The organism is Parvularculales bacterium, assembly GCA_036881865.1.
Lineage (GTDB): Bacteria > Pseudomonadota > Alphaproteobacteria > JAPOUT01 > JBAJNM01 > JBAJNM01.
This window is the reverse complement of record JBAJNM010000006.1, coordinates 32,082-52,079: the sequence shown is the minus strand read 5'-3', so window position 1 is coordinate 52,079 and position 19,998 is coordinate 32,082. Positions and strand designations below refer to the sequence as shown.

The window sequence follows — 19,998 nt, the reverse complement described above, 5'->3', positions numbered from 1 at the left end:
TTCCCAACGTACTTCGGTATAGAAGGAGTACATCACGCTTGACGCTAACATAAGGCGCTACCGAAAACCACACATTGTCCGCCTAGCATGATAATACCTCTAAGAGAGGTATGCGTATTTGCTCCCCCTGAAAGTCTTGTTGGAAGACAAATCAAGAATATGCAGAAATCATTATGAGTTCTACTAAAAAAGGTCAAAGCCGCCTCACCAATAGCTATAGTTACCAGAAGGCTGGGGTGGATATTGACGCAGGCCATGCCCTGATACGTGCCATAGCTCCATTGGCAGCCTCAACGGCTCGTGCCGGAACCAGTGCCTCTCTTGGAGGATTTGGGGGCCTGTTTGATATGGCCTCTCTTGAGTATTGCGATCCAATTCTGGTACTTGCAACCGATGGCGTGGGGACAAAACTCAAACTCGCAACCGCTACCGGGCAAAATAATACCATCGGCGTTGATTTGGTTGCCATGTGTGTCAATGATTTGATTGTACAAGGTGCCGAGCCTCTTTGTTTTTTGGATTATTTTGCAACCGCCCACCTTGATATCAAGCAAGCCACACAAATAATTGAAGGTATTGCCGTGGGATGCCGCGAGGCCGGATGTGCTTTGATTGGTGGAGAGACCGCCGAAATGCCCGGGCATTATCAATCTGGTGACTATGATTTGGCGGGCTTTGCTCTTGGTGTTGTAGAGCGAGAAGCCGTGTTGCCCCGTGATGATATTGCCGAGGGAGATATCCTGCTAGGGTTGGCCTCTTCCGGTGTTCACGCCAACGGTTTTTCGCTAGTGCACCAGTTAATTGAAGATAACGCTTATAGGTATGATGATCCTTTTCCTTTAGACCCTTCTCAAAATATTGGAGAATGTCTACTAACCCCTACCCGTATTTACGTCCGCTCTCTACTGGCGGCCCTGCAGCATAAAGACGCTTCTATGTTCAAGGGTATCAAGGCCATGGCTCATATCACCGGTGGCGGGTTGATAGATAATATTGCTCGTTTTCTGCCAGACACCATTCAGGCTCATGTTGATGGCACAACATGGCCTCTGCCTCCGATTTTTCGCTGGTTGTCTGATTTAGGCGGCCTGCCAGACATGGAAATGGCCCATACATTTAACTGCGGCCTCGGCATGGTGGTGGTTGTACCCGCCAGCCAAGAAGACACCCTAAAAAACCACTTTGAAAGTTTTGGTGAAACCGTCTGGACCATTGGAACTTTTGTTTCCCGAATGCCAGAAGAGGCTCCTGTCATTATTACTGGCTCCCCCGGAAGCGCCCCATGACAGGCCAGCAGAAGCACATCCCCACAGGTATCTTGATTTCCGGACGTGGCTCTAACATGGCAGCCCTTGCCAAAGCCACTTTTGACTCCACCTACCCTGCCAAGATTGCCCTTGTGGTTTCAGACCGACCCGATGCCTCTGGGCTTGAATGGGCAAAAACCCATGGCTTAACCACTCAGGTCATTGACCACAAGGGCTACGTAAGCCGCGAATCTTTTGAAGAGGCTCTCACCACAACTCTAGAAGACGCTGGTGTGGAAATTTTGTGCAACGCGGGTTTTATGCGCTTATTGACCACCTCTTTTGTTAATCGCTGGCATGACCGCCATCTCAATATTCATCCCTCCTTGTTACCTTCTTTTCGGGGACTTCATGTCCATGAGCGAGTATTAAAGACAGGTGTTTGCCTAACCGGATGCACAGTGCATTATGTACGCACCGAAATGGATGCAGGCCCCATCATCGCCCAAGCCGCCGTACCCGTAAGCCCAGATGATACCTCAGATAGCCTTGCCGCCCGTGTTCTTAAGGCCGAGCATAAAATCTATCCCCTAGCTCTAAAGCTGGTCATAGAAGGTCGTGCTCCTGTTATTGATGGGCGCGTTCAGTTACACGATGTAACACTGCCACCTACATTCCTGACAGTACCACAATAATCATCCAACAATTTCATCTTCTCTGAAGAAGAATGCAATTTCCTCGCGGGCTGTATCTACACCATCAGATCCATGCACTGAATTGGCTTCAATGGACTCCGCAAAGTCAGCGCGAATGGTACCGATCTTTGCATCTACCGGATTTGTCGCCCCCATCACTTTTCTGTTGAGGGCAATAGCATCCTCCCCCTCCAATACCTGAACCACCACTGGACCAGACGTTATAAAAGACACCAACCCGTCAAAAAACGGCCTATCCTTGTGAACACCGTAAAAATTCTCTGCTTGTGCCGTAGTCATCCGGATGCGCTTTTGAGCGACTACCCGCAACCCCGCTTTTTCCAGACGATCAACAATAGCACCGGTGAGATTGCGACGAGTCGCATCAGGCTTGATGATGGAAAAGGTCCTTTCAAAGGACATGGTATAAACACCTTCTTTAAGTAAAATCAAGGTTATTGGTTATAGAACGTCACCATTACGGTCGCAAGTTGAAGCCTTTATCCAAGGCTGTCATGCCATAAAGCCCTTATGGGTTTTATATTCTCTCTGGCATGGATCACACCAGCACCATACACCTCTCCTACATAACCATTTCTAGCTTACGGCTGAAAAACTCCCTTGTCCAGCACAGTAGCATCTAGCATCCTTAATTATTGGCTTCCCTTCTCCCAGCGACCGGCCTCATTTTGAAGCCAATAAACTGTCTTCTGTTTTCCCTCCCGGGCAGTGCGCCAATCCTCCCGTGCGCCCACTACCATTGTTTCATTGCAACCATCAAACAAAACCGCACACCGCTCATAACCATTGACCTGACTCACCCGCATCCCGTCAACAAGAAACAATGCCTGCGCTTCATTAGGGTTATCAACTTCGTTATCTGTAATCCATATTGGTTGTTGATCTCCTTCGCTTGAGCCCCGTGACCCATGAGGCAAGAAACTATCATCCCGCCACGTCCACAACAGAGTATCCAAATCTTTCACGCGTTCTGCTGATCCGGTGCGCACCACACACCGCCATCCCCGCTCCAAAGAGCGCTCTAGCAATTCCGGCAAAGCCCGTTCCAGAGGTTTGATCGTTAGCTGATAAAACAAGAGTTCTGCCACTGTATATCCTAGCCTTTTCAAAGATTATTTTTCGTAGTGCCTGACTACTAACTGATTAAGCAACCTCACGCCATAGCCACTGCCCCACGAGTGGTTAATGTCAGAAGATGGACACGCCATAGCCGTTCCCGCAATATCAAGATGCGCCCATGGTGTTTTATCAATAAATCGCTGGAGAAATTGTGCAGCTGTGATGGATCCTGCATAGCGGCCTCCAATATTCTTTACATCCGCAAACGAAGACTTAAGCATCTTATCATAAGAGTCATGCAAGGGCATACGCCATACTTTTTCGTTCACTGTCTCTCCTGCTGTTATAAGGCGCTCCGACAACCGATCATTATTTGAAAACAATCCCGCATATTCTTGCCCCAGTGCCACCATGATCGCACCAGTTAAGGTCGCCAAATCAATAACTATTTTAGGTTTGAACCGTTGCTGAGCGTACCACAGAGCATCCGCCAAAACCAAGCGCCCTTCGGCATCCGTATTCAAAATCTCAATGGTCTTGCCAGACATAGACGTCACAATATCTCCGGGTCGCTGAGCGTTGCCACCGGGCATATTTTCCACAAGACCAACAATCACAACCGCATTAACTTTCGCCCGACGCCTAGCCAGTGCATGAATAAGGCCTGTTACACACGCAGCCCCTCCCATATCACCCTTCATATCTTCCATGCCTACAGGAGGTTTCAAAGAAATGCCGCCCGTATCAAAACAAACTCCCTTACCGACAAAGGCTATTGGCTGTGATGTTTTCTGACGCGCTCCCTTCCACTGCATGACCACCAGTTTGCTCTCTCTGATACTCCCTTGTCCCACACCTAACAGGGCATTCATGCCAAGTTTTTTCATTTTTTCTTCATTTAAAACTTCAACCTTCACCCCTACAGAGCGCAGTTCAAGGGCACGTGCAGCAAACTCTTCTGGACAAAGTACATTGGGTGGTTCATTCACCAAATCTCGCGCCAAATAGATACCTTCCGTTAGAGCTTCAGAGGCTTCATAAGCCCTGCTGGCCCCCACAACAGATTGCGTCATCAAACAGACATGCTCAAGGCATAGCGATCTGTCTTTTCCTTTTTTCTTGCTTTTATATTTATTAAAGCGATACGCCCGCAAGCGCGCGCCCAAAGCAATGCAGGCAGCCATTCGCGAAGCTGATACCTGACATCCATGAACGGGCTCAACAGCAATATTCAATTTTGTCTCACCACTATTTTCCACCCGCCCAACCAGTTTTCCCCCCAAATTCTCTAACTCTCTCTCCCCTACCGATGGCCTACTCAACCCCATCACCACAACACGCCCTATACCCCCTGACGCGCCTAATACGTCCACAGTTTCGCTAGATTTTCCCTTAAAATGAGAGGCATTCAGAGCACGACTCACTGCTCCTCCGGTTGCCGCATCAACCTTTCGGCCAAAAGAGCCCAGCCGAGTTCCCTCAGCAACAATCAACGCCACTATACCTTTAGTGGGTATTTTCAGTGAGGTAAAGGAAATTTCCATAATTTTACTCCTATGCTACTATCAAAAATCAAGGCTCTTTCGGCGAATCCTTAAAAAGGCGTGGGGATAAGAAACCAAAACTACAACAATTATAATAGAAAATAACCCATCCACAATAAGGGGGATATTAAGACCAATGACAATCCTCGACCGCTACATTATCCGACAACTAATGATCTCTTTTGGCTTTCTGACACTCATTTTAGCCAGCGTTACTTGGCTTACCCAAACCCTAAAGTTTTTAGAAATCTCTATCAAATACAATCAGGGTATTAGTGTCTTTTTTGAACTCGCCCTGTTTTACCTGCCCTACATTATGACTCTTATCCTGCCAGCGGCCCTACTGTGTGCCTCACTTTATGTGCTGTACCGCCTAAGAACCGACAGAGAACTCATTATCATGCTAGCAACTGGCGTTAATTACTGGGGGTTCATCCGCCCCGTTATTACTTTTGCCGGTCTTATCGCCATCCTAACCTTGTTGATTAATATCTACGTTAGTCCGGCCTCCATGCGCCACAATCGGGATGTAATGATGGAAGCACGTAGCGAACTTGTTTTTTCTCTCGTTCGCGCAGGTCAATTTATGAACCCTACCATAGGCATTACCATTTATGCCCAACACAAAAACCCAAACGGTGTCATTAACAATATCCTATTTCAGGATGAGAGAAATCCTGACGAACGCCTCACCTATATTGCACAATCCGGCACTTTATCTATTGATGGCGAAAGATCCTTCCTGATTATGCACAACGGCTCTGTACAATACAGCCCCACAAAGAGTGGTGTACCACCCGCCAACACCATCAACTTTGACCAATATAGTATTGATATCTCCAACCTGATAGAAGAAAACAACGACGTCAATTACAACTCCCGTGAACGTTTCATTCAGGAGCTGCTGTTTCTTAACGCAAATAATCTCTACGAAAACCAACAAAAAAATAAATTTCTAGCACGAGGACATGACCACCTAACCTCTCCCTTGTTTTGTTTTCTCTACGCTCTCATTGCTCTGGCAACCTTCTTGCCGGGTTTCCATAGCCGGCAAGAAAATTACACTTTGCGTATTGCCATAGGCGTTTCCATCGCCGTCGTGTTACGCATCGCTCAACTTGGCTTAGTTTCCCTCTCTACCCGTTACCCAGCCCTGTTGTTCACCCTGTATATGCTCCCCCTCAGCGCTTGCTTCATTACTGTACTTATTATCTTCGCAGGGGGTCCTTCAAGGTTACTATCACACCTCATACAAAAGATTACACCTCCTCAAGAACAAGGCACGTAATCGTCTCATGCCTTGGACTCTTTTCCTTTATCTTGCGAAACAATCTCTTACCGCCTTGATGATTGTCGTTTCTGTCTTCGGAATAATTATTTTTCTTGGTGATTTTACAGAATTGCTAAGACGCACTGCAGGTAAGGCTCATATATCCCTTGATCAGGTGTTAGGCATGGCGCTTCTCAAACTACCCAATTTGATGGAGGAAGCGCTTCCCTTTATCGTATTGCTAGCAACATTATTATATTTTTTCCGATTGTTGCGTAATCACGAACTAGTTGCCATACGAGCAACCGGCCTTTCCATCTGGCAGATGCTAGCGCCTGTGTTGAGTCTTACGCTAGCTGTCGGTGTTTTAGCTGTGACTATCTATAATCCGATAGCTGCATTGTTATTTCAAAAGTACAAGTATATGGAGAACGTTCTCATTCAAGAACGCTCCGAATTTCTTTCTGTTTCCAACACCGGATTATGGCTGAGACAAAACAATAATGGCGGATGGGCTATTATTCACGCTGACCAAGCCAGCAAAGATAATCAAACCCTCACGTTAGAGGATGTCACTATTTTCTACTATGACAATGATTACCTCTTTTCTGGTCGCATAGACGCTCCCCGTGCTCGGCTGGTATCAGGATATTGGAGGTTAGACGATGTATGGTTCACCCATCGTGACCAGACAAGCGAATTTCTCCCTTCCTATCGGCAACCTTCCACCCTCACCGCAGAGCAGATATTAAAAGGTTTCGTTGAACCACGTACTGTCTCGTTTTGGAGCCTCAATCAAACTGCCAAGCTTGCTGAATCTGCAGGGTTTTCTACTACCCAATACCGCCTTCACTATCTTGAACTCATGATTCTCCCTGCTTTGATGTGCGTTATGGCTCTTCTAGCAGCTATCTTTCCGCTTAATTTAGATCGCTCTGCAAAAACAAGACGTCTTTGGCTAGGGGGAATTCCGGCGGGATTCATATTTTTCTTTTTAAGCCAATTCTTTTCCATATTGGGAGATTCCGAAGTCGTCCCTGTCTATCTAGCCGCTTGGGGTCCAACCCTGATCACAGCTTGCTTTACTCTTACTATCCTAATTTATCAAGAAGATGGATAGCAACTCCGATATCACCCAGCAAATGGATGGACACTACATAGCTATCGTGCAATTTTTTAAAATCATTAACCTGTTTTTCATGCTGATTATCACTCTAGTGAGCGTTCATTCGTTTGCCTATGAGCAAACGACGCCTCCCTTAAACCCGTTAGACGACTTAACCACAGGGCGCGTTCTCATTCAGGCTGATGTTTTGTCATACAATGAAGTCACCATGGTGATAACCGCTGAGGGCAATGTAGAACTTACCCATAACAATCACACTCTCTTGGCCAATTACATACGATATGACCAAAAAAGTGGTACTGCCCACGCGAGTGGCTCTGTACGAATTATAGATTCTGAGGGTAATGTCATTTCTGCCGATAGTATAGAACTTGACGATAGCCTGAACAGCAGCTTGGTTTTAATGCCCTCTCTTCTAATGGCAGATAATGCACGACTGGCCGCAAAGCAAGGTGAACTTTCGGATGATGGCAATGTGCGCACGCTTCATAATGTAGTCTACAGTCCCTGCCGTTTATGCCTTTCTGAAACTAGAGAGAGCAAGGTTCCGTTGTGGCAAATCAAGGCTGGTAAGGTTGTTCACGACACAAAAGTGCAGACCATTCGCTATGAGAATGCCCGTTTGGAGTTTTTCGGAATACCGGTCGCTTGGTTGCCGTTTCTAATTCAACCTGACCCACTCGTTAAACGGCAAACAGGCTTTTTGGCTCCCAATGTTGGAATCTCCTCAGATTTGGGCGCTTATGTAGAAACCCCTTGGTTCTGGAGTTTAGCACCAAATTACGATTTAACTGTTACTCCGCAATATTACACCAAAAGTGGCCTTCTACTCCATAATGAATGGCGGCATAGATTGCACTCAGGCACTTATACCGTTCGAGCTTCTGGGATTCTCACTCAGGATGCATCAGCCCGAGGCCCCAATGGCAAAATGTTCCGAGGAAGTCTATTTGTACGCGGACAATTTGATATTGACGAAGAAACACGATGGGGCGTTGATTTAGAAACAACAACGGATGATACGTTTTTACGTCGCTATAACATTACTGACAGCACAGATCTTGTGTCGCGCCTATATGTAGAGAACCAATCTGGTTTGAATTATGGATCCGTTACCGGATATCATTTTCAAAACCTACTAGACAAAAATCAACGAGCGATCTTACCCGTCGTTACTCCCCTAGCGAGTTATAGCCATTTATGGCCTGAACTTGTTCAGGGCGGCGTTGTAACCATTGATAGTAATTTGATGATACTTACTCGTAAAAAAGGGGCCACTTCACGACGATTATCTAATGCTCTTACATGGCAGCGGCAATTTTATGATACTGCTGGCGGCGCGTGGAAAACCTTAGCTCAAGTACGTGGCGATATCTATTCCGTCACGGATATTCCAGACAATACAAGACAGCCTGTTAGAGAATCTGGCGAACAGTGGACTGGTCGTTTCTTGCCAACCGCAGGCCTTGAATGGCGACTTCCTCTCGTTCACAACGGTACGGGATTCAATCAAATTCTTGAGCCTATTGCTCAGCTTTTTGTTGCGCCAGAAAGTCGAAATCGCGATAAAATCCCCAATGAAGATAGCCTCAGTGTAGAATTAGACGAGACTAATCTCTTTGCCCTCAATCGCTCTTCCGGCTTTGACCGTTGGGAAGGTGGTATACGCGCTAATGTCGGCGTCAAAATGACCATTGTAGGAACTAATAGCCATAATAGCGCGCAATTTCTCTTTGGACAGGTCTATCGTACGCACTCCGAGAAGGCTTTTGCAGGAAATCCTAGCCTTGCGGGTCGTCGCTCTGACTATGTGGGTCTTATAAGCCTCACGCTCGCTCCATGGCTATCTCTAGAACATCGAGTTCGCCTTGATCATGAAGATTTTGCTGTCAGACGCAATGATATTAATCTGAAAACTCAATTCGGTATTTTTCAACTGGACGCCGGTTATGTAAAACTATCCGGGGATTTAGCTTCAGATACTGAAGTCAACAAAGAAGCACGCTTTAAATTCTCTGCCAACATTCATCAGAACTGGACGGCTTATGGATCATGGCGGCGTAATCTGACGACAGAAAGAACCATCAAAGGTGATACCGGTCTACGCTATGAGGACGAATGTCTTATTGTAGACATGGCTTTGCAGAATGATTTTACCGAGGATCGTGATATCTCTAGTAATAGACGGCTTTACGTTCAAATTAGTCTAAAAACGCTAGGAGGCACTCAATTCACTACAGCATTGGATGATGGCAAAAACGAGACGTCTTTCTGATTGATACTCTGTTATCTCTGGCTTCTTCCTCTTCTCCTCTCCATGCCCCGTATCCTGAAGCCCCACCCCCCTACCCTTACCCTCAAGAACCTACCCGCCGGAGAGGGTTAACTTCCATTATCCCCTCTTAGATTATGGTTTTTGTGGATTAAGGTTTATTCGAAGGGTAGACTAGCGTCCCCGCATCATTGCTAGGTAACTCTCCTTTATGATTCTATCTGTCGTATAAAAAGCCACTATAATTATGATAAAAAAAGTAAATATATATTCTCTGATTTCCCTTCAGTGCCAACGCGCCCTTTTAGTGAGATTTCTCATTTGCGCTTTGGTTTCTATAGCGCCCGAGTACGCCAATGCTCAAGTTCAACTAGAAACAGGAACTCAACCAACAACAGAATCAAGATCAACGGTAATCCAAAGTACGTCTCCAACTGTTTCTCCAGACTCGCTCACCTCTCTACCACGGGAAGAGCAGGGCATCGCAGTTATTGTCAATGACAAGCTGATTTCTGATTATGACGTTGAACAGAGATTAAAACTCATTTTTGCAACAGCTGCCCTTGAGCATACACCAGAAAACGAAGAACGTATCCGTGATCAAGTAGTTCGCTCTCTGATTAATGAACAAATAAAGATTCAAGAAGGAAGCCGCTTAGAAGTCAGTATTAATGTTGACGATCTAAATGAGTATATTGATCGGATTGCAAACCAGAATGATATGGATACAGAAGGCTTACTTGATTTTCTAGAGCGCAAAGAAATTGACCCTCAGACCCTCCAGCATCAGGCATACGCCAACGCCACATGGGATAAATTGCTGATTGGAAGATTTGGCTCTGACATCGCTCTTAGCGACAATGAAATTAACGAACAATACCAACGCATGCAGAAAGCTTTTGACAAGCCCCGTTATCAATTAGGTGAGATATTTCTAGCGTTTGACAATGCTCGTGAATCTACCATTGTAGCCCAAACAGCGCGGCGGTTATCTCAAGAACTTCAGCGTGGGGCGTCCTTTCCAGCTATAGCAGCGCGCTTTAGCGAATCTCCCACAGCGGCACAGGGCGGCAATCTTGGCTGGATACAAGAAGACCAGCTAGCACCGGAACTAACGCGAGTCATTCGCACCATGAGGCCCAACAGTATATCTGCCCCTATTCGCGCCTCTGATGGTTATTACATCCTAGCCCTTATTGATAAGACTATAGGCAATGAAGCCGATGCTCAGCGTAATCAATTCCGGTTGATGCACGTTTTAGCTCCCCTTGAAGCGGATGCTAGCCGGGCCGACGTAATTTTAGCCCAGAACCGGATCAACTCTCTTCTTGAGAGATTTACAAGTTGCGAGAATATCGCCCCTCTCATTGAAGACCTCAACTTTCAAATTGACAGCGTGAATACTATTATGGCAGGTCAGGTTGATGATCGGCAACAGGCTATTCTCCAGTCAAAGAATGCTGGCGATATCATCCCTCCGCAACGCTCTCCGCGAGGCATAGAAGTCGTTCTCGTATGTGATCGTCAGAACGATACAGGTATTGCTGTGACGAGAGATATGATTGAGGATGATTTGTACAATCGAGAGTTAGAAATGGTAGCACGGCGTTATTTGCGCGATTTACGCCGCAGTGCTGTCGTTGATATTCGTTAAGCGCACTGATACTGACAGCATTAGACGTTGAGGATGCACTCATGACAGGACCACTGGCACTCACCACAGGAGATGCATCCGGCATTGGTCGCGAGATTACCCTAAAAGCATGGCAAGGGCGGGTGCAATATAACATGCCACCGTTTTTTGCCATAGATGACCCCGAGCACATAGAATCCTGTGCCACTCACCTAAGCTTACCGGTATCCATTGCCTCAATTGAAAGCCCACAGGAGGCTCTTTCTGTCTTCCAGAAGGCTTTACCCGTCCTGCCCCCTGATACAACCACCACTTCCAACATCACTTTAGCCTCCATCCAGCAGGGTGCGCGCCTCGCATGGCAGGGAAGTGCTGGTGGCCTTGTTACTAATCCGGTACGCAAGTCTGTGTTTGCACAAGCACGTCTTCACCATGCGGGCCATACGGAATATCTCGCTCATTATCTGGGAAAACTTACGTGCGCACAGGCACCATTTCCTGTAATGATGCTGACTTGCCCTGACTTAAAAGTTATTCCTGTCACCCGCCATATTCCTTTAGCCACTGTATCGACCACCTTAACCGCTACCCTACTAACAAAGACTGTGCGCGCTGCCGCTCATGGGTTACGCAGTGATTTCGGCATACATCAGCCACGATTTGCTGTTGCGGGGCTTAATCCTCATGCCGGAGAAGATGGAGACATTGGCAATGAAGAGCAAAGCATCATTATTCCCGCCATCAAGCGATTACAATCGGAAGAATTTGACATCTCAGGTCCATTTTCAGCAGATAGTTTGTTTCATACTAACCGCCAAGGTGGTTATGACGTGATTTTGTGCATGTATCACGACCAAGCACTTATCCCCATCAAGACCATAAGCTTTGGAAGAAGCGTCAACGTAACCCTTGGGTTACCCATCGTGCGCACCTCACCAGATCACGGGCCCGCGCAAGATATTGCCGGTCAAGGACGCGCAAACCCCTCTAGTCTCATAGCAGCCTTATGCCTCGCCGGAATCTGTGTACACACAAAACGTACCCGTCACGCCAAACAGCACCCATGAACCAGCCTCCAGATTTGCCCCCCTTACGTGAAGTAATACGGCAACACAAACTTACCACCCGCAAATCTCTCGGGCAGAACTTTATTTTAGACCTTAACATAACCGAACGTATCGCCCGTGCTGCTGATATATGCTCCAACGATACTGTACTGGAAGTAGGTCCAGGTCCAGGTGGACTCACAAGGGCGCTTCTGGAACGTGGCGCACAGCATATTGTTGCCATTGAGCGTGATAGTCGCTGTCTTCCAGCATTGGAAGAAATAGCAATGGCTTTTCCAGGCAGGTTAACTTTTATTGAGGGTGACGCACTGACTATGGGTTTAGCCGAAGCCGCCCCCCTACTAGAATCTGCCAAATCAAAGTCAGCAAAACTAGCTAAGCCAAAACCTAGTAAAATTGTATCCAATTTACCCTATAATATAGCAACTCCACTTTTAACGCGCTGGCTTTTATCTCAACACTGGCCACCTTGGTGGAGTAGTTTAACGCTTATGCTACAACGAGAGGTGGCCAAAAGAATAACCGCTCAACCCGGCACTCGCACCTATGGACGATTATCTGTCATCAGCCAGTGGCGCACCCACCCTCGTGTAATCTTTAACGTAAATCCTCAAGCCTTCACACCTCCCCCCGCTGTTACCTCTACAGTGGTGCATTTTGAACCTATCGCCTACCCGTTTGACGTACCCTCTGACGCGTTAGAGCGAGTTACAGCGGTAGCCTTTGGGCAACGACGCAAAATGTTGCGGAATAGCCTTAAAACTCTGACAAAAGATCTTGAAACTTTGCTGGATGATTCTGGGCTTGATAGTTCTTATCGGGCAGAAAACCTAACACCAGAAGATTTCTGCCACCTAACCCGTGCCCTTATAACACAACAAGGCGGTTGAGTCTTATGGACTTACGTGGCAAAGTAATGGTGTAGTGGGATAGTGGTGCTACTACGTAATAAGTCTGGAGAAAGGATAGTCCCTCATGAAAAGCCAAGCCCTTACCGAATACGGCGCTCCCCTTCAGCCAGTTGAAAGCGAAACACCAACGCCATCAGGCACAGAGGTTCTGTTACGCACGACCCATTGTGGTGTTTGCCATAGTGATGTGCATATTCAGGATGGACATTTTGAAATGGGTGGTGATAATCAGCTAGATATTCGTGGAGGCCGTGAGTTACCTTTTACCATGGGCCATGAAATTGAAGGAGAAGTGATAACTCTCGGTCCTGAGGCTACGGGCGTAGAGGTTGGAAAAAAATATGTGATCTGGCCTTGGATTGGCTGCCAGAACTGTCCGGCTTGCGAGCGTGATGAAGAGCAATTATGCCGAGCGCCACAGTTCTTAGGCGTTAATGTCTCTGGTGGCTATTCAGACCACGTGCTAGCCCCCCACCCGCGTTATCTTTTTGATTACGATGGTATCGCCGACGGTCTCGCAGCTACCTACATGTGCTCCGGTATTACGGCATTTGGGGCCCTAAAAAAAGTACAAAGCCATAACCCTAACGAACGTGTCATGATTGTAGGCCTTGGTGGTGTTGGCATGATGGGGTTGCAATTTGCCCGCTCATTATTTGAGGCTGCTCCACTGGTGGCCGATGTTGACCCTCACAAATTGCAAGAGGCCATGGGGGCGGGCGCTCATGCTGCCTATGACCCATTAAATGCCGAAGATCTCAAGAAACTTCACACAGATACTGGTGGCGGCGTTGTAGCGGCTATAGATTTTGTAGGCTCAGAGGCCTCTTTAGCTTTTGCCCAAGGTGCTGTAAGGCAAGGTGGACAAGTAGTGGTGGTAGGCTTATTTGGTGGTGGCCTTGCTATGCCTATCCCTATGTTTCCCCTACGTGCCCTTTCTATCTGTGGCAGTTTTGTAGGCTCCCTTGCGGAAACCCATCAAATGATGGATCTTGTACGCTCTGGAAAAGTTGATCCCATTCCAGTCACTGAGCGGCCTTTGGACCAAGCCTCTCAAGCCCTTGAAGATTTACGAGAGGGAAAAATTATGGGGCGCGTAGTTTTAATCCCATAAAAAGATATCCGGTTAGAGTTCGCTACTGAGCTGGCTTACAAAATCCGCGAGTCCGATTTGTCTAGTGCGACGGAGTCTTTCGGCACATAAAATAGCCTTCAGATTATATAAACTCTCATCCAAATCGTGATTGACTATAATATAATCATACTCCGCATAATGCTTAATCTCCCCAGCGGCCCCCATCATGCGTTGTTCAACAACGGATTCGCTGTCTTGAGCTCGCATCCTTAACCGATTCTGAAGGATCGTTGCCGAGGGCGGTAAAAGAAACACCCGCACCAAATCATCCCGTGTTCTTTCCTCAAGTTGTTGAGTACCCTGCCAGTCAATATCAAACAACACATCCCGCCCCCCACTCAGTACCTCCTCTACCGGACTACGGAGCGTACCATAATAATGGTCAAAAACATAAGCATGCTCCAGAAACTGCTCATTGCGGCGCATGTCTTCAAATTTTTTTCTAGAAACAAAATGATAATCTTGCCCATTACGCTCACCTTTACGCTCGGGGCGCGTAGTGACAGAAACTGACAAAGACAACAAGGGATCATCTTTAAGAAGCATACGTGATAGAGTCGTCTTACCAGTCCCTGAGGGAGATGTGAGCACAAACATCAACCCACGGCGCTTTATATAGTTTGTGTGACTTGCCTCCATTACGCTTTTATCTCTTGTTTTCTCATCTCTTCCACTCCCGCAGACGCCGCCATTTTCTCACCTGTTTGTTGTGCTCAGCAAGGGTACGAGAAAAAGAATGGCCCCCCTTACCATCTGCTACAAAATATAGATAGTCGGTTTTCTCTGGATGTAATGCAGCCATAATACTGTCTACACTTGGATTAGCAATCGGAGTCGGAGGCAGACCATATATAATATACGTGTTATAAGGTGTATCTTTTTTTAACTCCCCTTGACGAATGCGTCGTCCCAAAATACCAAAACCATCCGTAAGGCCATAAATGACAGTGGGATCTGACTGCAAACGCATGCGACGGCGTAGCCTATTAATAAACACACCCGCAACAACTGGCTTTTCTCTCGCCAAGGCAGTTTCTTTATCCACAATAGAGGCTAAAATAACGGCTTCATCAGGGGTCTTAAAGGGTAGGTCTTTAGCACGATGTGGCCATAATTCTTCCATAATTTTATCATGAGCCGCCGCTATCCGCATCACTATCTGCTGGCGCGTTGTGCCATATTCAAAATAATACGTCTCCGGCAACAAAGATCCCTCTGCTGGTAATGAATCAATCTCGCCTTCTAGGCCATCCTGCGCATCAATCAGTTTGACAATTTGCTGTACCGTTAACCCTTCAGGAATGGTTAGGCGACGCTGCAGACTACGCCCCGCCCGCAGCTGAGCGGCAATATCGGCCATACTCATCCACGACTGAATACGGTATTCCCCTGCCTTTAAGAAATTACTAAAATCAGTAAGTCCCACCCCTAAACGAAAAGCCAGAGGAGACATCAAGACACCGGCTTTGTTTAGAATCTCTATAATTTGGTCAAGGCCTGCCCCCTTTGGCACTACCACCACCACAGACTTTTCATGAGGCCCAGGCCAATGCCAAATGGCACACAGAGATTGAGTGCCAACGTAAATGAGAAAAAAAACGCCAAGAATAAATCCAATCTGACGAAATAAACGGGAAGACGTTAAATCGCCCAACTGTTTCTTCACGCTACCGCCCCAAATACCAGTGACGCATTGGTACCGCCAAAACCAAATGAATTGTTCATGACGATAGAGATATCGCGAGGCACAGATCTATGTGGTGCTAGGTTAATAGCTGTATCAATTGATAGGTTATCAAGGTTAAGAGTTGGGGGAGCTATATTGTCACGCATAGCCAGAATTGCAAATATAGATTCTACAGCCCCTGCCGCACCCAGAAGATGTCCAATGGATGATTTTGTGGATGACATCAACAACTGATTAGAAGCTTCCTCCCCCCACAAACGCTCAACGGCTTTAAGTTCAATTTCATCACCAAGGGGTGTAGAGGTAGCATGAGCATTGACATAGTCAACATCGGAGGGAGTAAGTTTGGCACTTATCAGAGCCATTTGCATAGCCCGATACGCCCCATCTCCATTATCTTCAGGGGCCGTCATATGGAATGCGTCACCGGACATGCCATAGCCTAAAACCTCAGCATATATAGTGCTTCCACGGGCCTGCGCTTGATCCAGAGACTCTAGGACCACAACGCCTGACCCTTCTCCCATAACAAACCCATCTCTGTCTCTATCGTAGGGTCGTGAGGCGTGTTCTGGTTCGTCATTATAACCAGTGGATAAGGCTCGACAGGCGGCAAATCCACCCATAGTCAGCCTACACATGGGCGCTTCTGCACCTCCGGCCAGCATAACATCAGCCTCGCCAGTAGAGATAAGCCGTGCAGCATCTCCAATGGCATGCGCTCCAGTGGCACATGCTGTTACAGGACAATTATTTGGTCCTTTCAAACCATGGCGTATAGAGACAAACCCCGATGCCATATTGGCAATGTTACCAGGCACAAAAAATGGGCTAACCCGCCGAGGGCCTTTTTCATGAAGTAAAATAGAAGAGCGTTCAATTTCTACAAGGCCGCCAACGCCAGAGCCTATAATAACGCCAGCACGTTCTTGCTCTTCGGTTGAGGAGAGTGACAGTCCTGCGTCCGCTATGGCTTGGGACGCTGCAACAGCAGCATAGGCAACAAATAAGCCGATGCGTCTTTGCTCTTTGGTATCTAGCCAGTCGTCAAGGTTGAGGGCATTTTCTTCATTGCCTTGAGGAACACGACACGCAACCCTGCTGACAAGGTCAGCAACCTCAAACCCTTCCCGCTCGCTGGACATGAGGCTGGCCCCCGACCGACCCGCTAACAAGGATCGCCACGCAGGCTCCAGAGCCCCGCCCAACGGGGTAACAGCACCCATTCCTGTAATAACAACACGTCGGCTCATGTTTTACTCCACGCCACCCCGTGTTGCATAATCACAATGCTGAATCAGGCACAATACCGGACAGGTCGCTTTAGGTTGCGTTTTAAGAGGCCTTGCTGTCGACGTACTTAACTGCATCCCCAATGGTAAGAATCGTTTCAGCCGCATCATCGGGAATCTCAACGCTAAACTCTTCTTCAAAAGCCATGACAAGTTCAACAGTATCCAGACTGTCAGCGCCCAAATCGTCAATGAAACTAGCGCTTTCTACAACTTTGCTCTCATCAACACCGAGATGCTCTACTACAATTTTTTTAATACGTTCAACGGTATCACTCATTACTTTATCCCTTCATCCTTCAATGATATTCAGCAGATTGCGGGTTACTATCACACTTTTTCAAACATGACCAGAGAGAACCCCAGTTGCCTTATCATACCATAGCCATACCACCATTCACATGGAGTGTCTGACCGGTGACGTAAGCTGCCTCCTCGGAGGCCAAATACAACACGGCCGCCGACACATCATCCGGCTGACCTATAGAACCCACAGGTATCTGGGTTAAAATCCGCTCCCGCCAACTACCATCCCCTGCATCATCAGTCATATCGGTTCCAATAAAGCCTGGGGCTACGCAATTCACCGTTATGCCACGACTAGCCACCTCCTGCGCCAAAGCCTTTGACATACCGACCATACCCGCCTTAGAGGCTGCATAATTGCCTTGACCCCGATTTCCCACCACACCCACCACCGAGGTGATACCAACAATGCGCCCCCATCGCCGCTTCATCATACCTCGCACAAAACCACGGGATAACAAAAAAGTCGCAGTTAGATTGACACTCATCACTTGGTGCCAATCCTCATCCTTTAGGCGCAAAAAAAGATTATCTCGCGTCATGCCTGCATTATTGACCAAAATATCCACTGGCCCCATGACTTCTTCAGCTTTTGCTGGTAGGGTTGCAACGGCAGCTTCATCAGATAGATTGCACGGGACAACATGGGCGCGCGAGCCAAGGTCGTGGGCCACTTCTTCCAGAACCTCTTGACGGGTTCCAGAAAGAGCTACCTCAGCACCTTGGGCGTGCAATCGGCGAGCAATCGCCCGCCCAATGCCTCCTGAAGCCCCCGTCACAAATGCCTTTTTATTCTCCAGATTAAACACGTACCCTCCTTATCCCCTTTCTTATTTTTTGGCCTCATTTACTTTCGCTCATTATCCGTCCAAAAATTCTTCAATATCCTGCGACGTTTCAATAGACTGTGCTGCAAGGTCCCGTGCAATCCGCTTCCCCAAACCGCTTAACACCTTACCTATGCCAATCTCAACCATTTCCTCGATCTCTTGGTCTACCATATACTCGATACTCTCCCGCCACCGCACCATACCTGTTACTTGCTCTACAAGCATCTCCTTAATCATATCAATATTACCCTCGGCTACAGCACTCACATTAGCCACCAACGGTACTACTGGTGCTTGCATCGTCACCCCCCCTAGTGCTTCTTTCATTACTGTCGCCGCCGAGGCCATCAAGGAGCAGTGAAACGGGGCGCTCACAGGCAATAAAACCGCCCGCCGAACACCGCGCTCTTTGGCTAATTCTACAGCCCGCTCTACGGCAGCCTTATCACCACTAATCACCACCTGACCAGGGGCATTGTCGTTGGCTGGCGTGCAGACCTCACCCTGTGCAGCCTTAGAAGCTATATCTGCTACCTCTTCAAAATCAGACCCCAAAAGAGCCGCCATTAAACCCGCCCCCACCGGCACGGCCTGTTGCATAGATCGACCTCGTGTCCTTAACAGCCTCGCGGTATCTGCAAGGTTGAAACTTCCAGCCGCCGCAAGGGCGCTATATTCTCCCAGAGAATGCCCCGCTACAAAAACTGCTGCTTGACTCAAATCCAAACCCCCTTCTACCTCTAGCACACGCATAACAGCCATGCTAACAGTCATCAGGGCGGGTTGCGCATTTTCCGTAAGAGTTAAGGTATCTTCTGGCCCCTCCCAAATAATCCGCGATAAATGATGCCCCAGAGCGTCATCTACCTCCTCAAAAACCTCACGAGCCACTACAAAAGCCTCGGCAATATCACGCCCCATCCCAACTGCCTGACTACCCTGCCCCGGAAAAACAAATGCACGTTTTTTCATATAATCCCCTAATCCCCGCTATATCATCCTCTGAATTATCCTCCTTTCCTACTCCCCACACGGTCAAAGCTCAAGCCCCATCTGGCATAGTAAAAGAGAGGGAGAAAACAGGGTAATAATGGTTGCATAAACCTGTATTTTAATTATAGTCCTCGTTTCCTTAACTTTTAAGAACGAGGACAATATTCTATGGCGCTCTACGAGCATATATTCATTGCGCGACAGGATATATCGGCACAGCAAGCCGAAACCTTGATGGATGACTATGCTGCGCTTATACGCGAGCATGGCGGTATTATTGGTCGTACTGAGTATTGGGGGTTACGCCCTCTAGCGTACAGAATTAAAAAGAACCGCAAGGGTCATTATATCCTTATGGATATTGATAGTTCCCACGATGCTGTCGCCGAGATGGAACGGCAGATGCGGTTCAATGACGACGTCATCCGGTTTTTGACCGTTCGGGTTCAAGAGCATGAGGGCAAGCCATCGGTACAGATGACGCGGCGGGAAGAACGTCGCAGTCCACACCGGGAGAGCTTTAGCGATGACAGTAATGGCAACGACAATAATGGTGAAACTGTCAGCGCCGATGCAAACCCCGCTCTTGAGCCTGGCCAATAACACAACGAAACACAAAATACAGAATAATGTCCATTTCCTCTTCTTCTGAATCTTCTTCCAACTCTGCACCTGTAGCGCGACGACCTTTCTTTCGGCGGCGCAAAAATTGCCCTTTATCCGGCCCAAGTGCTCCGATCATTGACTATAAAGACATACGTCTCTTGCAACGCTATCTATCAGAGCGTGGCAAAATCGTTCCAAGCCGACTGACCTCAGTGTCAGCAAAAAAACAACGCGAATTAGCGCGTGCCATTAAACGGGCACGATTTTTGAGTCTCATCCCTTACGTCGTTAAATAATAAAACGG

General features: G+C 47.5%; 20 protein-coding genes. 11 read left to right on the top strand and 9 right to left on the bottom strand.

Annotation, left to right across the window (positions count from 1 at the left end; genetic code table 11):
- The first annotated feature begins 173 nt into the window (after nt 1-173).
- Both purM and purN read left to right on the top strand, forming a co-directional pair.
- The gene (purM, locus tag V6Z81_02890) at nt 174-1,286 is read left to right on the top strand and encodes a phosphoribosylformylglycinamidine cyclo-ligase (protein ID MEG9861437.1); all 1,113 of its coding nucleotides are present in this window, start codon (nt 174-176) and stop codon (nt 1,284-1,286) included.
- Nucleotides 1,283-1,942 carry a phosphoribosylglycinamide formyltransferase gene (purN, locus tag V6Z81_02885; GenBank protein ID MEG9861436.1) on the top strand — a complete coding sequence of 220 codons (660 nt, stop codon included), beginning with the start codon at nt 1,283-1,285 and terminating at the stop codon, nt 1,940-1,942. Before purM ends, purN begins: the two co-directional genes overlap by 4 nt.
- Here the strand turns inward: purN and ndk are convergent, their stop codons facing one another.
- The 3 genes from ndk to V6Z81_02870 all read right to left on the bottom strand — a co-directional run bounded on the left by ndk (nt 1,943) and on the right by V6Z81_02870 (nt 4,566).
- Nucleotides 1,943-2,365, bottom strand: a complete 423-nt coding sequence (gene ndk / locus V6Z81_02880) for a nucleoside-diphosphate kinase (protein MEG9861435.1) — start codon at nt 2,363-2,365, stop codon at nt 1,943-1,945. It abuts the gene before it with no gap.
- A 230-nt stretch (nt 2,366-2,595) separates the two neighbouring features.
- Nucleotides 2,596-3,051: a DNA polymerase III subunit chi gene (locus V6Z81_02875; GenBank protein ID MEG9861434.1), complete on the bottom strand. Its 456-nt coding sequence runs from the start codon at nt 3,049-3,051 to the stop codon at nt 2,596-2,598.
- A 24-nt stretch (nt 3,052-3,075) separates the two neighbouring features.
- On the bottom strand, nt 3,076-4,566 hold the full coding sequence (locus V6Z81_02870) for a leucyl aminopeptidase (GenBank protein ID MEG9861433.1): 1,491 nt from the start codon (nt 4,564-4,566) through the stop codon (nt 3,076-3,078).
- A gap of 136 nt (nt 4,567-4,702) precedes the next feature.
- On the opposite strand from V6Z81_02870, the gene V6Z81_02865 reads away from it, so the two are divergent.
- The 7 genes from V6Z81_02865 to V6Z81_02835 all read left to right on the top strand — a co-directional run bounded on the left by V6Z81_02865 (nt 4,703) and on the right by V6Z81_02835 (nt 13,959).
- Nucleotides 4,703-5,854, top strand: coding sequence for an LptF/LptG family permease (locus V6Z81_02865; GenBank protein MEG9861432.1), 1,152 nt, complete (start codon nt 4,703-4,705; stop codon nt 5,852-5,854).
- 7 nt (nt 5,855-5,861) lie between these two features.
- Nucleotides 5,862-6,956: an LPS export ABC transporter permease LptG gene (lptG, locus tag V6Z81_02860; protein MEG9861431.1), complete on the top strand. Its 1,095-nt coding sequence runs from the start codon at nt 5,862-5,864 to the stop codon at nt 6,954-6,956.
- On the top strand, nt 6,949-9,237 hold the full coding sequence (gene lptD / locus V6Z81_02855) for an LPS assembly protein LptD (GenBank protein MEG9861430.1): 2,289 nt from the start codon (nt 6,949-6,951) through the stop codon (nt 9,235-9,237). Before lptG ends, lptD begins: the two co-directional genes overlap by 8 nt.
- 244 nt (nt 9,238-9,481) lie before the next feature.
- Nucleotides 9,482-10,888 (top strand): peptidylprolyl isomerase, encoded by a 1,407-nt coding sequence (locus tag V6Z81_02850; protein MEG9861429.1) that lies wholly within the window; start codon nt 9,482-9,484, stop codon nt 10,886-10,888.
- Between the two features lie 41 nt (nt 10,889-10,929).
- Complete coding sequence (pdxA, locus tag V6Z81_02845) at nt 10,930-11,934, top strand: 4-hydroxythreonine-4-phosphate dehydrogenase PdxA (GenBank protein ID MEG9861428.1); 1,005 nt, start codon at nt 10,930-10,932, stop codon at nt 11,932-11,934.
- Nucleotides 11,931-12,824 carry a 16S rRNA (adenine(1518)-N(6)/adenine(1519)-N(6))-dimethyltransferase RsmA gene (gene rsmA, locus V6Z81_02840; protein MEG9861427.1) on the top strand — a complete coding sequence of 298 codons (894 nt, stop codon included), beginning with the start codon at nt 11,931-11,933 and terminating at the stop codon, nt 12,822-12,824. Before pdxA ends, rsmA begins: the two co-directional genes overlap by 4 nt.
- Before the next feature lie 85 nt (nt 12,825-12,909).
- Nucleotides 12,910-13,959 carry an alcohol dehydrogenase gene (locus V6Z81_02835; protein ID MEG9861426.1) on the top strand — a complete coding sequence of 350 codons (1,050 nt, stop codon included), beginning with the start codon at nt 12,910-12,912 and terminating at the stop codon, nt 13,957-13,959.
- A 12-nt stretch (nt 13,960-13,971) separates the two neighbouring features.
- Here V6Z81_02835 and gmk read toward each other — a convergent pair whose 3' ends face one another.
- The 6 genes from gmk to fabD form a co-directional block, all read right to left on the bottom strand.
- Nucleotides 13,972-14,619, bottom strand: a complete 648-nt coding sequence (gmk, locus tag V6Z81_02830) for a guanylate kinase (GenBank protein ID MEG9861425.1) — start codon at nt 14,617-14,619, stop codon at nt 13,972-13,974.
- A 22-nt stretch (nt 14,620-14,641) separates the two neighbouring features.
- Nucleotides 14,642-15,646: an endolytic transglycosylase MltG gene (gene mltG / locus V6Z81_02825; protein MEG9861424.1), complete on the bottom strand. Its 1,005-nt coding sequence runs from the start codon at nt 15,644-15,646 to the stop codon at nt 14,642-14,644.
- On the bottom strand, nt 15,643-16,920 hold the full coding sequence (gene fabF, locus V6Z81_02820) for a beta-ketoacyl-ACP synthase II (GenBank protein MEG9861423.1): 1,278 nt from the start codon (nt 16,918-16,920) through the stop codon (nt 15,643-15,645). Before fabF ends, mltG begins: the two co-directional genes overlap by 4 nt.
- Nucleotides 16,921-17,002: 82 nt before the next feature.
- Nucleotides 17,003-17,239 (bottom strand): acyl carrier protein, encoded by a 237-nt coding sequence (locus tag V6Z81_02815; GenBank protein MEG9861422.1) that lies wholly within the window; start codon nt 17,237-17,239, stop codon nt 17,003-17,005.
- A gap of 94 nt (nt 17,240-17,333) precedes the next feature.
- Complete coding sequence (fabG, locus tag V6Z81_02810; protein MEG9861421.1) at nt 17,334-18,074, bottom strand: 3-oxoacyl-[acyl-carrier-protein] reductase; 741 nt, start codon at nt 18,072-18,074, stop codon at nt 17,334-17,336.
- Between the two features lie 51 nt (nt 18,075-18,125).
- The gene (fabD, locus tag V6Z81_02805; protein MEG9861420.1) at nt 18,126-19,067 is read right to left on the bottom strand and encodes an ACP S-malonyltransferase; all 942 of its coding nucleotides are present in this window, start codon (nt 19,065-19,067) and stop codon (nt 18,126-18,128) included.
- Between the two features lie 189 nt (nt 19,068-19,256).
- On the opposite strand from fabD, the gene rpsF reads away from it, so the two are divergent.
- Nucleotides 19,257-19,691: a 30S ribosomal protein S6 gene (gene rpsF / locus V6Z81_02800; protein ID MEG9861419.1), complete on the top strand. Its 435-nt coding sequence runs from the start codon at nt 19,257-19,259 to the stop codon at nt 19,689-19,691.
- A gap of 26 nt (nt 19,692-19,717) precedes the next feature.
- A complete protein-coding gene (gene rpsR, locus V6Z81_02795) occupies nt 19,718-19,990 on the top strand; it encodes a 30S ribosomal protein S18 (GenBank protein MEG9861418.1) in 273 nt (90 codons plus the stop codon).
- The last annotated feature ends 8 nt before the right edge of the window (nt 19,991-19,998 follow it).